General features: G+C 62.2%; 10 protein-coding genes. All 10 read right to left on the bottom strand.

What is annotated here, in order from left to right:
• Nucleotides 1–2,100 carry an acetate--CoA ligase family protein gene (locus KGB20_RS21295; RefSeq protein ID WP_154908999.1) on the bottom strand — a complete coding sequence of 700 codons (2,100 nt, stop codon included), beginning with the start codon at nt 2,098–2,100 and terminating at the stop codon, nt 1–3.
• Between the two features lie 18 nt (nt 2,101–2,118).
• On the bottom strand, nt 2,119–3,279 hold the full coding sequence (locus tag KGB20_RS21290; protein ID WP_154908998.1) for an acyl-CoA dehydrogenase family protein: 1,161 nt from the start codon (nt 3,277–3,279) through the stop codon (nt 2,119–2,121).
• 40 nt (nt 3,280–3,319) lie between these two features.
• Complete coding sequence (locus KGB20_RS21285) at nt 3,320–4,111, bottom strand: enoyl-CoA hydratase/isomerase family protein (protein WP_154908997.1); 792 nt, start codon at nt 4,109–4,111, stop codon at nt 3,320–3,322.
• Nucleotides 4,112–4,467: 356 nt separating this feature from the next.
• On the bottom strand, nt 4,468–5,892 hold the full coding sequence (locus KGB20_RS21280) for an amino acid permease (protein ID WP_154908996.1): 1,425 nt from the start codon (nt 5,890–5,892) through the stop codon (nt 4,468–4,470).
• 208 nt (nt 5,893–6,100) lie between these two features.
• Nucleotides 6,101–8,356, bottom strand: coding sequence for an ATP-binding protein (locus KGB20_RS21275; RefSeq protein ID WP_154908995.1), 2,256 nt, complete (start codon nt 8,354–8,356; stop codon nt 6,101–6,103).
• On the bottom strand, nt 8,353–9,126 hold the full coding sequence (locus KGB20_RS21270; RefSeq protein ID WP_154908994.1) for a substrate-binding periplasmic protein: 774 nt from the start codon (nt 9,124–9,126) through the stop codon (nt 8,353–8,355). Before KGB20_RS21270 ends, KGB20_RS21275 begins: the two co-directional genes overlap by 4 nt.
• Nucleotides 9,127–9,131: 5 nt before the next feature.
• Nucleotides 9,132–9,848, bottom strand: a complete 717-nt coding sequence (locus KGB20_RS21265; protein WP_154908993.1) for a response regulator — start codon at nt 9,846–9,848, stop codon at nt 9,132–9,134.
• A gap of 92 nt (nt 9,849–9,940) precedes the next feature.
• Entirely contained in the window at nt 9,941–10,588 is a 648-nt protein-coding gene (locus KGB20_RS21260) for a TetR family transcriptional regulator C-terminal domain-containing protein (protein WP_090455090.1), read from the bottom strand.
• Between the two features lie 246 nt (nt 10,589–10,834).
• Entirely contained in the window at nt 10,835–11,623 is a 789-nt protein-coding gene (locus KGB20_RS21255; RefSeq protein ID WP_154908991.1) for a class II aldolase/adducin family protein, read from the bottom strand.
• Between the two features lie 75 nt (nt 11,624–11,698).
• A complete protein-coding gene (locus tag KGB20_RS21250) occupies nt 11,699–12,748 on the bottom strand; it encodes an ABC transporter substrate-binding protein (RefSeq protein WP_223532967.1) in 1,050 nt (349 codons plus the stop codon).
• Nucleotides 12,749–12,838: the final 90 nt, after the last annotated feature.

Raw genomic sequence — 12,838 nt, 5'->3', positions numbered from 1 at the left:
TCACTCGTGGCCGAAGCGAATCAACGCATCGACCGCAGTCGTGCCTTGGGCACTGACCAACAATGGGTTCACATCGAGTTCCAGCAACTGCGCGGCGTTTTCGCAGGCGTAATCGGCCACGGCGCGGATCGCGGCCACCAGGGCGTCCAGGTCAGCAGACTCGCGACCACGGAAACCTTGCAGTAGCGGTGCGCTGCGCAGACTGAGCAAGGCATTGCGGATCGCGCCGTCGGTGGTCGGCAGCAACAGACTGCGACTGTCCTTGAGCAACTCCACCAGAATGCCGCCGGCACCGATCACCAGGGCGAGGCCGAAATCGTTTTCGCGCTTGATGCCGACAATCAGCTCAGCCAGTGGCGGCTTGGCCATGGGTTCGAGCAACAGCTGATCGAACACGACGCCCGGGGCGTAAGCGGCAATGCTGGTGCGCATCTTCTCCAGTGCAGCGCTCAATGCCGCGCCATCCTTGAGGTTCAGCGCCACGGCACCGGCCTCGGTCTTGTGTGGCAGTTGAGCGCTGACCGCTTTGAGTACCAGCGGATAGCCCAGGGTTTCTGCGTCCTTCAGGGCCTTGTCCGGCGTGCTCAATACGCCGTTGGGCGTCGGCAGGCCAAAGCCTTTTAACGCCTGTTTGGAATCCCATTCATTGAACACGCGTCCCTCGCCTTCCAGCGCCTGCGGGCACAACGGCACCAGCGCCGATTCCCCCAAAGCCAGCAAGGTATGGCGATTGCGCTGATAACCGGCGATGCGGCCCCACGCGGCCAACCCGTCTTCAACGCCCTGCAAGGCTGCGACGCCTTGGGTGTGCAGACGTTCACGGGCATGGGCCGGCAGCAACTCGGGGAAGGCCGAGGTGACAAAGCCGGTCTTGCCGTGACGTTGCAGTGCCGCGCAGTACAACTCCAGAAGCAGGTCGCATTCCTTGCGTTCGCCGGTGAACTCCGACGGATAGTCGAGCACGAGCATCGCCGCATCGGCTTCGGTGCGCAGCGCGCTGTCGAGCATGCGGTTCAAGGCTTCGCCGTCGCCCCAGATCGCCGTGGTGAAATCCAGCGGGTTGACCAGGTTGGCGTAGGTCGGCAGCACTTGCGCGAGTTCGCCGACCTGCCCTTGATCGAGTTTCGGCAGGCCCAGGTCGTTGCGTTCGGCATAGTCGGCAATCAGCCCGGCGTCGCCACCGGAACAGGCCAGCGCAATCAGGCTGTTGCCCGCCGGCAGATTGCCGCAGGCCGCGGCTTTGAGGGTTTCGACAAAACTCACCGGGCCGCTGACGCGAATCACCCCGAGACGGTCGAACAACGCGTCATACAGCGCATCGGAGCCGGACAGCGAACTGGTGTGACTCAAGGCCAGTTCGGCACCGATCTGCGACACGCCGGTTTTCAGGGCGATGATCGGAATGCCCTTCTCCAGAGCCTTGTGCGCAGCGCGGGCAAAACCCGGCACATTCTTCAGGCCTTCCAGATGCAGGCCGATGGCGGTGACCCGAGGTTCGTCGAGCAACACGTCCATCAGTTCAGCCACGCCCAGTTGCGCCTGATTGCCCACCGAGACCATGTAGGCCACCGGCAGCGAGCGGTCGCTCATGGACAGGTTGTAGGCGAAGTTGCCGCTCTGGGTCAGCACCGCCACGCCCTTCCCGACTGCGTTGCCGCCGTGGGCCACCGGCCACAGAGCGGAGCTGTGCAGGTAATCGAGCAGACCGTAGCAGTTGGGGCCGAGCAAGGCCATGTCGCCAGCGGCCTTGAGCAGTTGCTGTTGCAGGGCCTGGCCTTCGGCACCGGTCTCGGCGAAGCCGGAGGCGTAGCAGATCGCGCCGCCTGCACCGATGGCGGCCAGTTCGGCCACGCAAGTCAGGGTCAACTCACGGTTGGTCGCAATAAATACCGCGTCCGGGCCGCAAGGCAGCTCGGCCACGCTGCGCACGCAAGGAACGCCTTCGAGGCTGTCGTGCTGCGGATTGACCAGCCACATTTGCCCTTGGTAGCCGCCTTCGGCACAGCGCTTGAGGGCGCGGGCCATGCTGCGGCCGCCGACGAACGCCACGTGTTGCGGCGCAAGCATGCGTTTGAGGTTGTCACGAATGGTGTGGGACATGGGAGTTCTCCGGGCCGATCAGCGCAGCAGCGGCCGCAGCAGCTCGCGGGAAATGATGTGGCGCTGGATTTCGGAAGTGCCTTCCCAGATCCGTTCGATCCGCGCGTTACGCCAGATGCGCTCCACCGGACCTTCGTCCATCAGGCCCATGCCGCCGAAGATCTGCACCGCTTCGTCGGCGGTACGGCCGAGCACTTCACTGGCGAACAGCTTGGCCATGCCGGCCTCGCCATCGGTCATGGTGCCCTGGTCCATTTTCCAGGCGGTGTGCAGGGTCAGCAGTTCGGCGGCGCGGAGTTGCGTGGCCATGTCGGCCAATTTGAACGACACGCCTTGATAGGTACCGATCGGCTGGCCGAATTGCTTGCGGTCCGCCGCCCATTGCAAGGACACGTCCAGTGCGCGCTGGGCCTGACCGACACAGTTGGCCGCGACCATCACGCGCCCGGCGGTCAGCCAGGCGTTGGCCACGTCCCAACCCTTGCCGACTTCGCCCAGCACTTTGCTGGCCGGCACGCGGCAGTCGTCGAAGAACATTTCGAAGGTGTGATAACCACGGTTGCTCACGCACTTCGGCCCACGGCGGATGGTCATGCCCGGGGTGTTGCGGTCGACCAGGAACGAGGTCACGGCGTTGCGCTTCTTGCCGTTGTGTTCGTAGGTGTCGGTGACGGCGAAGACGATGGCGAAATCGGCGTGGCCGGCGTGGCTAATGAAGTGCTTGCTGCCGTTGAGAATGAAGTCGTCGCCTTCACGCACGGCGCGGGTCTTGATCGCATTGGCATCGGAGCCGGCACCCGGTTCGGTCAAGGCGAAGCAGTCGATTTTTTCGCCCTGGATACACGGCAACAGGTAGTCGTTGATCTGTTCGCCCTTGCAAGCCATGAGGATTTTCGACGGCCGTGCGACAAACACGTGCAGCGCCCAGGACACCTTGGACAGCTCGCGCTCGATCAGCGCCTGGGACAGGTAATCCAGGCCACCGCCACCCACTTCTTCGGGCATGTTGAAGGCGTAGAAACCTGCCGCGATGGCCTTGCGGCGAATCTGCGCTGCCAGTTCCGGGGAAACCTCGTCGGCGCGGTCGACTTGCTCTTCATAGGGCAGCAGTTCCTTCTCGACGAAGCTGCGTACCGAGTCCACCAACATTTCTTGTTCTTGGGTCAGTTGGAAATTCATGGTGCTACCTGTTGTTCGTGTTCTGGGAGATGGAGAGGTATCAACGACCGATGAAGCGTGCCGGGCGTTTTTCCATGGCGGCGCGCAGGGCTTCGTTGCCGTCTTCGCTGCGACCACACAACAGGCCGGCGGCCAGTTCGGCCTGCAGTTGTTCGGCCAGGCTGCGTTCGGCGCCTTCACGCATGAGTTTCTTCGTCTGGGCGAAGGCAAAGGTCGGGCCAGCGGCCAGGCGTGCGGCCAGTTCGCTGGTAACCGTCAGCAATTGATCGTCGGCACAGACATCGCCGACCAGACCGGCGTCGAGGGCCCGGTCGGCGCCCCACAATTCGTCCAGGAACAGCAGACGCTTGGCCTGTTCGCTGCCGATCAGGCGCGGCAAGTGCCAACTGGCGCCGGCGTCCGGCGAGTACGCCATGCTGGTGTAGCCGGCCTTGAAGCGTGCCGATTGCCCGGCGATGCGCAGGTCGCAGCACAGGGTCAGGTCCATCCCGGCGCCGACGGCGGTGCCGTTGATGGCGGCGATGGTCGGTTTTTCCAGGCTGTGCAGGCGGGTCATCAAGGCGTGGGCGGTTTCGGTCCAGCCGTAGGTTTCCAACGCACCCCGGGCTTCGGCATCGGCCCATTCATCAAGGTCCGCGCCGGCGCAGAAGCTGCGGCCGCTACCGGTGAGCACCACCACGCGCACCGCTGGATCGGCGTTGTAAGCGTCGAGCAGGCCGTGCAGGTTTCTCAGCGTCGGAATGTCCAGCGCATTGCGCTGGGCCGTGCGATTGAGGGTGATCCAGGCAACGCCTGCTTCGACCTGACTGAGCAGCGACGATTGAGTGGTCATGGGAATCCTCGAATTATTGTGTTTGGTCTGAGGTGATGCGACTTGAGGCCATACTAAACGAGTGTTCAGTAAGGCGGCAATCGGCTTGGAAATGGGCTGTAACAAGCCGCCACTGTCGCCAAGTCATTGGTTTTATTAGGTATTATTCGGATTGCGAGGGATGTGCCGATGGTGCTGTTACAACTTCGAACAACTGATCACAGAGGACTAAGTCGCAGATCGACTGCCCACCACAAAACCAATGTGGGAGCGGGCTTGCTCGCGAAGGCGGCATCACATTCAACATCTCTGTCGACTGATCTACCGCTTTCGCGAGCAAGCCCGCTCCCACAGAGGGATGTGCTTGCTTCAAGGAATCAGGCAGTCGGCAAGCTCGGCGCCAATACCCCCTGACGCTTGCGATGGATCAGGAAGTACGCGCCATAGCACAGCGCAATGAATCCAAAGCCCCAATACAGCGACGGACGCTGGGTTTCATCCAGGGCCAGGAACACGAACAGCGAGCAGCACAATGTGATGCACATCAGCGGCAGCACCGGGAACCACGGTGCGCGGTATTTCAGGTCGCTGAGTTTGCCGCCGTCACGCAAATACGCCTTGCGGAACTTGTACTGCGCCAGCGCGATGACAATCCAGGTCACGGTGCCGGACATGCCGCTCACCGCCATCAACACCATGAACAAGGTGTCGGCGGCGACGAAGCTGGTCATCAGCGACACCAACGCGAAGCACAAAGTGATGCTCAAGGCACGCAGCGGCACGCCACGTTTGCTCAGCGGCGACAGGCTCTTGGGCGCCATGCCGGTTTTCGACATTGCCCACAGGATGCGCGTCGACGCATACAGGCCGGAGTTGCCCACCGACAGGATCGCGGTAAGGATCACGAAGTTCATCAGGTCCGCCGCATAGGGAATGCCGACCATGTCGAACACCTGCACGAACGGGCTTTCCATCAGGCCGGCCTGCTGCCACGGCACGATGGCCGACAGCACGATGATCGCCAGCACGTAGAAGATCAGCACGCGGAACACCACGTTGCGCACGGCGCGGGGAATGCTTTTTTCCGGCTGATCGGTTTCACCGGCAGCCACGCCCATGATCTCGCAACCCTGGAACGCGTAGACCACGGTCATCATCACCGCGAACACGGCTGACAGGCCGTTGGGGAACAGCGAATCGCCGATCAGGTTGGTCGCCATCGGCGCCGGTGCGCCACTGCTCAGGGGCATCACGCCGAAGATCACCAGCACACCGACCACGATGAAACCGAGAATCGCCGCAACCTTGATCCCCGAAAACCAGTATTCGGCTTCACCAAAGGCGCGGGTCGCCATGGCATTGATACCGAACAGCACCACCACGAACAGCGCCGACCAGTACCAGATTGGCACCTCCGGGAACCAACGGGTCATCAGCATGCCGGCGGCGGTGAACTCCAGACCCACGGTGGTGGCCCAGCTCATCCAGTACACCCAGCCGATCATGAACCCGGTGGCCGGGCCGATGTATTTTGTGGCGTGGGTCTGGAACGAACCGGACACCGGCATCTGCACCGACAGTTCACCCAGGCAGACCATCACCAGGTACATCAGGAAGCCCGCGACCAGGTAAGCCAGGATCGCCCCCACCGGACCGCCCTGGTTGATGGTCACGCCAGAGCCCATGAACAACCCGGTGCCGATGACGCCGCCCAGGGACAACATGAAAATGTGCCGGCTCTTGAGGGCCCGGGTCAGCTGGATGCCTTTACGATCAGTGCTGTGATCAGTGTTTTCGTTCATGTCGGCACCTCAGCAGTCAGAGAGGTGCGCAGCGCGCGACAGGACGTCACGGCGCAGGGACGGATCAGCTTTACGGCAATTCATTATTATTATCTCCAATAAGCTTCGAAGACCGCGCTGCGGCGGTTGCGTCGATTATTGGAAAGCCATGTAAGTTCGCGTTGACCGTAAAGATCGAAGTTGTTCGAAGTCGTAACAAACCTGTACGTCAGCTCTGCAACAGGCCTTTGAGAGTATCGAGCGAATGCTGCAATTGCTCATCGAGCGTGAGGCTCATGCGGCGGATCGCCGATTCATCGTTTGCCAGCGCCAAGGTCTCCAGCGCCCTTAACGTGCTGGCCAAGCCCCGAAAACCCAGGGAATCGCAGCTACCGGCCAGGCGGTGAGCCAGTTGCGCGACCTCTGTGCAGTCATCGGCGGCCATGGCTTCATTCAGCGCGTCGCGGTGCTGCAGGATCGAGTCACGCAGAACCGCCAGCAGACCCTGAACCTTTTGCGCACCGAGCAGGCTGCGATGGGTCTGTAACAGCGGCCAGTCCATCGTTTCATCACCCGCAAGCGACTCGGCGACGGGCGTATGCCCTTCCAGCACCTGGCGCAGGTTTTCCAGCTTCAAGGGCTTGGCCAGGACACCGTCCATGCCGGCCTCCAGATAACCGCGCACCAGTGCCGGTTGCACGCTGGCGGTCAGGGCGAAAATGCGGGTATGGCGGTTCGGCCCGTCGCTGTGGCGGATCTGGCGGCATAACTCGACACCACTAATGCCCGGCAGATGCACGTCCAGCAGGATCAGGTCGAACACCTGCGCCGCGCAGTGTTGCAGCGCCTGATCCGCTTCTTCGGCGAGCCACACCCGGTGGCCGTCCCGTTGCAGCAAGCCCTTGACCACTTCGCGGTTGAGCGCCACGTCTTCGACCACCAGGATGTTCAGTGCTGGCCCCGCCGCCCGAACCGGCGGGACCTCAGCCACGCCGCTGGCCGGCTGCAAGGACAACTCGAACCAGAAGCAACTGCCGCGCCCCTCTTCACTGTCCACGCCGATACAGCCCCCCATCTGCTCCACCAGGTGTTTGCAGATCGCCAACCCCAACCCCGTGCCCCCAAAACGTTGAGCGACTTCTTCGCTGGCCTGGGTGAAACGCTCGAAAATCTTTTCCTGCATCTGCGGGGCAATGCCGATGCCGTCATCCGTGACACAGACCCGCAGCCGCTGTCCCAACTGCTCGCCAGTTTCGCCAAGAAGCCCCACCTCGACGCTGACTTCGCCGCCTTCGGTGAATTTGATCGCGTTGGCCAGCAGGTTGCTCAGCACTTGGCGCAGGAACTGCTCGGCGCCGTGGTGATGCTCGGCAATCCGCCGGTCGACGCGGCAACTGAGGATCGTGTCGTTGTTCAGCGCTCGCGGTTCCAGCAGAGTCAGTACTTCGTCGAGCAACTGGCGCAGCGAGAAATCCACCGGTTCGGGATGGCTGACGCCCTCCTCCAGCTTGGCGAAATACAGCACTTCGTTGAGGATTGTCAGCAAGCCTTCGCCGGCCTTGTGCAAGGCATCCAGGCGTTTGCCGTCCTGGGCATCCAGCCGAGCGCCGCGCAGCAATTCGGCCATGCCGAGAATGCCATTGAGGGGTGTGCGCAGTTCGTGGCTCATGGTCGCCAGGAACCGCGACTTGGCAAGGTTGGCCGCTTCCGCTTCGTCCTTGGCGCGCATCAGGCTGGCGGTGCGGCGCTCGACCATTTTCAGCAACTCGTCACGGTTGTCCTGCAAGGCCAGCCGATCGGTTTCCCGGCGCTCGATGTCCCGCAGGATCGCCCGGCGCATGTCGTCCAGCGCATGGGCCACGGTGTCGATTTCGTCACTGCCGCGGCGCTTGTCCAGATGCAAGGGTTCCTGCCATTCACCGGCGGCGATACGCCGGGCAAACTCGGCCATGACTTTCAGGTGCCGGGTCACCAGTCGATAAAACAAGCCCGACAAGGCAACGGCCAGACCGCAGAGAAACACCGCCATCCACAACAGGCTGGTCAAACCGGTGGCGTAGAGTCGCTGGTACACCGCCCCCAGATCGGTGCTGACTTCCAGTTCACCCAAGTTGCGCAAAGGGCCGGACGGCGGCTGATAGTCCAGGGCAAAGCGTTCGATGCGCAGCGGTCCCGCAGGGGCCGGATTGCCCTGTACCAGGTCGAAGTCGGCGCTGGTCAAGTGCACCCGCGCGACGTCGGAGAAGTCCACCAGCCCGCGCAACTGCACATTCAACTGCTCCTGGTTCAAGTCCCAGAGGCTGCGTTCCAGGCTGGCCAGGTACCCGGCGCGGATCAGTTCCATGCGCGAATCGATATCGCGCATTTCCCGTCGATACTCGATGTACAGTTGCACGCTGCTGGCGAGCACGGTGAAGCACAGGCTGAACAACAGAATGAACAGCAACAGGCGTCGCAACAGTCCACCGGGACGGGCGCGAATCATTGCGCATCCGCCGGCAGGTTGATCATGTCGCGGTAGGTCACTTCGCTTTCGTTGAGCCAGCGCTCGATGTCACCGGCATCGATCATGCGCTGCAACTGCGCATTGATCTCGGGCATGCGAGTGGCCAAAGGCGAGCGCCGCGACACGGCAACCCGCAGGTAGTCCACGTTCAACGCCTTGGGCAAGGCGACGATGTCCTGGCCGCCGGGCAGGTTTTCCACGTACAGCTGGCCGGTGCGCCGCTCCTGAGTGATGAAGTCGATGCGCCCGCGAATCAGCTTGCCGAAGTTCTGGTGGCTGTCGGAAACCCATTCGATATTGTTGTTGCGCGCAACCATGCGATCGAACTCCACGCCGTAGCTCTCACCGAACAACAGGCCACCGCGGTAACGGGCCAGGTCGTCCAGTTGTTCGAATTTCACCGGATGCTGGCGGTTGACGAACAACGCCACTTCTTCACGCAATACCGGCACCGTCGAGAACAGCATGCTCTGCTCCCGTTGCGCGGTGCTGTAGGCCAGTACCACATCGACCCGGCCTTCGGCGGCGTCCAGCAGGCAGCGTTTCCAGTTGCCCAGCACGACCATCTCGACTTCATACCCCAGTTGACCGAACAAGTGCTTCACCACGCTGGGCGCCAGGCCGCGCACCTGCTTGCCATCACTCCAGGAGATCGGCGGGTACACCGGGTAATCGCAGTAACGCACCTTGTCCGCTGCGACGGCATGGCCGGCCACCAGTATCGCCAGCAGGCAAAGCCATCGCGTCATCAGCTTCAGGCCGCCACGCTGGCGGTGAACAGGTAACCGGCGCCGTGAATGGTGATGATCAACTGAGGTTCGGCCGGATCGTCATGCAACTTGCGGCGCAGGCGCCCGACCAGCACGTCGATGGAGCGGTCGTTGGGCACCCATTCGCGGTTGCGGATCTGGTCCATCAACTGGTCGCGGCTGAGGGTGTGGCCGCTGTTGCGCAGGAACACGCTGAGCAACTGGTATTCGCCGTGGGTCAGCAGGGTTTCGCTGCCGGACGGATCGATCAGGCGACGGCGGTCGGTGTCCAGCGCCCAGTCGGCAAACTGCTTGACCGGTTTTGCCGCCGGGATGGCGGGCGCTGGCGTTTGCGCATGACGTACCCGGCGAATCAGGTTTTTCGCCCGGGACACCAGCTCCCTTGGATTGAGGGGTTTGATCACGTAGTCATCGGCGCCGCATTCGAGGCCGACGATGCGGTCGATTTCATCGTTGCGCCCGGTGATCAGGATGATCCCGACCTCCGAACGTACCCGCAACTCGCGGGTCAGGGTCAGGCCGTCCTTGCCCGGCAGGCGGATGTCGAGCATCACCAGGTCGACGCTCTGGCTGGCCAGGAAGGTTTCCGCCAGTTCCGCCGTGGCGGCGCAATGGACGTCGTAACCTTCCTGGGACAGGTAGGCGTGCAGCAGATCGCGAATCAGCGGATCGTCATCGACGATCAATACCCGAGGAGTCATCGCTTGGTGTCCGGCATAGGCCCGAGGGCCAGTTTCTTATTAGAGTGTTTTCCTGCGTCGGCGCCAGAGAGTATCGATTGCTGAACGACTGATCAACAGTCGCTCGTCTGCACGCAAAAGCGCTGTCGTCCGCCGGCCTGCAAACCATCGACCCAGGCCTCGCAAATCTGGATGCCCTGCTCCGGGGTGAAGGTGCCGGGGTTCAACCCGGACTCCAGCCACAAGCCGTCTAGCAAGGCGCTGAGGCTGATGGCGGCGAGGTCGGCGTCGAAGCTTTCCCAGCCCTCCTCCTGGGCCAGCTCCGCCAACACCTTGCGCAGGATGCCGCGATACTCGCCATAGGAATGATCGTGGGCCTGGTTGATGGCCTCGGCGGTTTTCACTGCGCCCCAGAACGCCAGCCACGCATCGATCAGTTGCGGATCGAGCAGCTCGGCGGAGAACGATCCGCGAAAAAACGCCGACAAGCGTTCCCGGGCATTCGGCGCGGCTTGCTCCATGGCGTCACGCAGCAAGGTCATGACCCGCCCGGTGATCGCCATATAAGCCTCGGCCACCAGTTCATCCTTGCCGGAATAGTGATGGCTGATCAGCCCCACCGAGACCCCGGCCTCGGCGGAAATCTTGCGGATCGACGCGCCCTGGAAGCCATGACGCTTGAGGCACACCAGCGTCGCCTCGATCAGGTTGGCTTTGCGCAACTCCGGTTCCATGCGGGAAAAACGGGCTTCCTGATTCATGGGCGACACGCTCCTTGGTTCAATCGTTTAGGCCCGCGCGGGTTAGCGGCGGGCTGAACGAATGTACAGCAAGAGCGGGCTACTTCTCCAGTCAGTTGCCAGTCTGCTAGAACGTGGCGCCTGCTTCGCGAGCAAGCCCGCTCCCACAGGGTTTTGTGTTGGTCACAGATTTTGCGTACACCCACCTACCCCTGTGGGAGCGGGCTTGCTCGCGAAGGGGCCAGCTCAAACAACACAGAACCCGGATCAGTCGCGGTAACCCGGCGCCACTCGATCCAGCATTCTCAACAACGCAGCCCAGGCCAGTTGCATGGCATCCGGATCAGCCAGCTCACCCTCCTCCAACGGCCGCCCCGGATCATTGAACTGCCGTTCGGTATGCGCGCAGACCTCGTCCGACGGCAGTACAACCTCACCGGCGGCCTGGGCGGCCAACTGGATTTCACAGGCCTTTTCCAGGTAGTACATGCGCAGGAACGCCTGGCTCACCGTCTCACCGACGGTCAGCAAACCATGGTTGCGCAGCATCAGTACCGATTTGTCGCCCAGGTCCGCCACCAGCCTTTTTTGCTCGCTCAGGTCCAGCGCCACGCCCTCGTAGTCGTGGTAGGCAACACGGCCGTAGAACTCCATGGAAATCTGGTTCACCGGCAACAACCCGCACTTCAACGCCGCCACCGCGCAACCGGATTTGGTGTGGGTGTGCAACACGCATTGCGCATCTTCGCGGGCGCCATGAATAGCGCTGTGGATCACGAAGCCAGCCGGATTGACCGGGTACTGCGACGGTTCCACGGCGTGGCCATCAAGGTCGATCTTCACCAGATTGGACGCGGTTATTTCATCGAACATCAGCCCGTAAGGGTTGATCAGAAAGTGATGCTCCGGCCCCGGAATGCGCACCGAGATGTGGGTGAAGATCAAATCGGTCATGCGAAAGTGCGCAATCAAGCGGTAACAGGCCGCCAGTTCCTCACGCAGGCGCTGCTCGGTGGCGCTGCGTTCGGGTGCCAGGTGGGTGGCGATGTTGTTCATTCTTGTGGTTCTCCAGGCTGATCGGCTGGGGCAGACAGTAAGGCTGGACGCTCGGACACGTCCAGCCGTCCGTGTTTATTTACTGGCCCAGGCGTTGAAGCGCTCTTCGAGCTCTTCGCCATGATCGACCCAGAAACCGACGTTCATCGACAGTGCGCCCTTGAGGTTCTGCGGCGCGGTGGGCACCCATTGCGCCAGTTTGTCGTCCAGCCGTGCGGCGGCCTGGGTGTTGGTCGGGCCGTAGGGGATCTGTTGCACGTAGTTGACCTGAGCGTCCGGTTGATTGGCGAAGGCAATGAATCGCTTGGCCTGATCCACATGTTTGGACCCTTTGATGATCGCCCAGTAATCCATGCCGTACAGGCTGCCGGGCCAGACCAGACCCAGGTGGCTGCCTTTCTGCGCGGCGTCGGCGATGCGCCCGCTGTAGGTCGAGGTCATTACCACATCGCCGGCGGTCAGCCATTGCGGCGGTTGCGCGCCCGCCTCCCACCACTGGATGTAAGGCTTGAGTTCAGAGAGTTTGGCGAATGCCCGGTCCACGCCCTGCGGGGTGCTGAGTACCTTGTAGACGTCATCGGTCTTGACCCCGTCCGCCAGCAAGGCGAATTCCAGGTTGTACACCGCGCGTTTACGCAGCCCACGCTTGCCGGGGGTTTTCTTCACGTCCCAAAAGTCTGCCCACGAGGTCGGGGCCTGGGCCAGTTTGTCGGTGTCATAGGCAATGGCCACGCTCCACACCAGCGCAGCGGAGCCGCATTCCTGTGCCGCTTCGGGGATCAACTGGTCGGCATGGCCCAGACGGGTCCAGTCCAGGCGCTCGTACATGCCTTCCTCGCAACCGCGCATCAGGTCCGGGCCTTCGATCTGCACTACGTCCCAGTCGACGTTGCCGGTATCGACCATCACTTTGATTTTGGCCATTTCGCCGTTGTATTCGCTCTGGATCACTTTGCTTTGATCCACGGCGGCGAAGGGTTGAAAGAACGCCACGTCCTGGGCTTTTTGTCCGGCTCCGCCGTATCCGACCACCACCATGTCCGATGCTGCCTGAGCGCTGCCCAGGCCCATGGCCACGGACAACACCAAGGGATAAAAACCGTGCTTGAGCGTGTGCGATTTCATCAGTGGTTCCTCTTGCAGGTGCCACGGGACCCAAGGCCCGCGCAGCCCTTTTTTATTGTTGTGAGGTTTGGCCCTGGAGCGGGCTCGAGA

It is taken from the genome of Pseudomonas sp. BF-R-30, assembly GCF_019956175.1.
Taxonomy (GTDB): domain Bacteria; phylum Pseudomonadota; class Gammaproteobacteria; order Pseudomonadales; family Pseudomonadaceae; genus Aquipseudomonas; species Aquipseudomonas jessenii.
The sequence above is the reverse complement of the archived record's forward strand: the minus strand, read 5'-3'. Positions and strand labels throughout refer to the sequence as shown.

What these genes read in the sequence shown, in the direction of transcription:
- KGB20_RS21295 (WP_154908999.1), bottom strand. Translation starts at nt 2,100, where the DNA reads ATGTCCCACACCATTCGTGACAACCTCAAACGCATGCTTGCGCCGCAA.
- KGB20_RS21290 (WP_154908998.1), bottom strand. Translation starts at nt 3,279, where the DNA reads ATGAATTTCCAACTGACCCAAGAACAAGAAATGTTGGTGGACTCGGTA.
- KGB20_RS21285 (WP_154908997.1), bottom strand. Translation starts at nt 4,111, where the DNA reads ATGACCACTCAATCGTCGCTGCTCAGTCAGGTCGAAGCAGGCGTTGCC.
- KGB20_RS21280 (WP_154908996.1), bottom strand. Translation starts at nt 5,892, where the DNA reads ATGAACGAAAACACTGATCACAGCACTGATCGTAAAGGCATCCAGCTG.
- KGB20_RS21275 (WP_154908995.1), bottom strand. Translation starts at nt 8,356, where the DNA reads ATGATTCGCGCCCGTCCCGGTGGACTGTTGCGACGCCTGTTGCTGTTC.
- KGB20_RS21270 (WP_154908994.1), bottom strand. Translation starts at nt 9,126, where the DNA reads ATGACGCGATGGCTTTGCCTGCTGGCGATACTGGTGGCCGGCCATGCC.
- KGB20_RS21265 (WP_154908993.1), bottom strand. Translation starts at nt 9,848, where the DNA reads ATGACTCCTCGGGTATTGATCGTCGATGACGATCCGCTGATTCGCGAT.
- KGB20_RS21260 (WP_090455090.1), bottom strand. Translation starts at nt 10,588, where the DNA reads ATGAATCAGGAAGCCCGTTTTTCCCGCATGGAACCGGAGTTGCGCAAA.
- KGB20_RS21255 (WP_154908991.1), bottom strand. Translation starts at nt 11,623, where the DNA reads ATGAACAACATCGCCACCCACCTGGCACCCGAACGCAGCGCCACCGAG.
- KGB20_RS21250 (WP_223532967.1), bottom strand. Translation starts at nt 12,748, where the DNA reads ATGAAATCGCACACGCTCAAGCACGGTTTTTATCCCTTGGTGTTGTCC.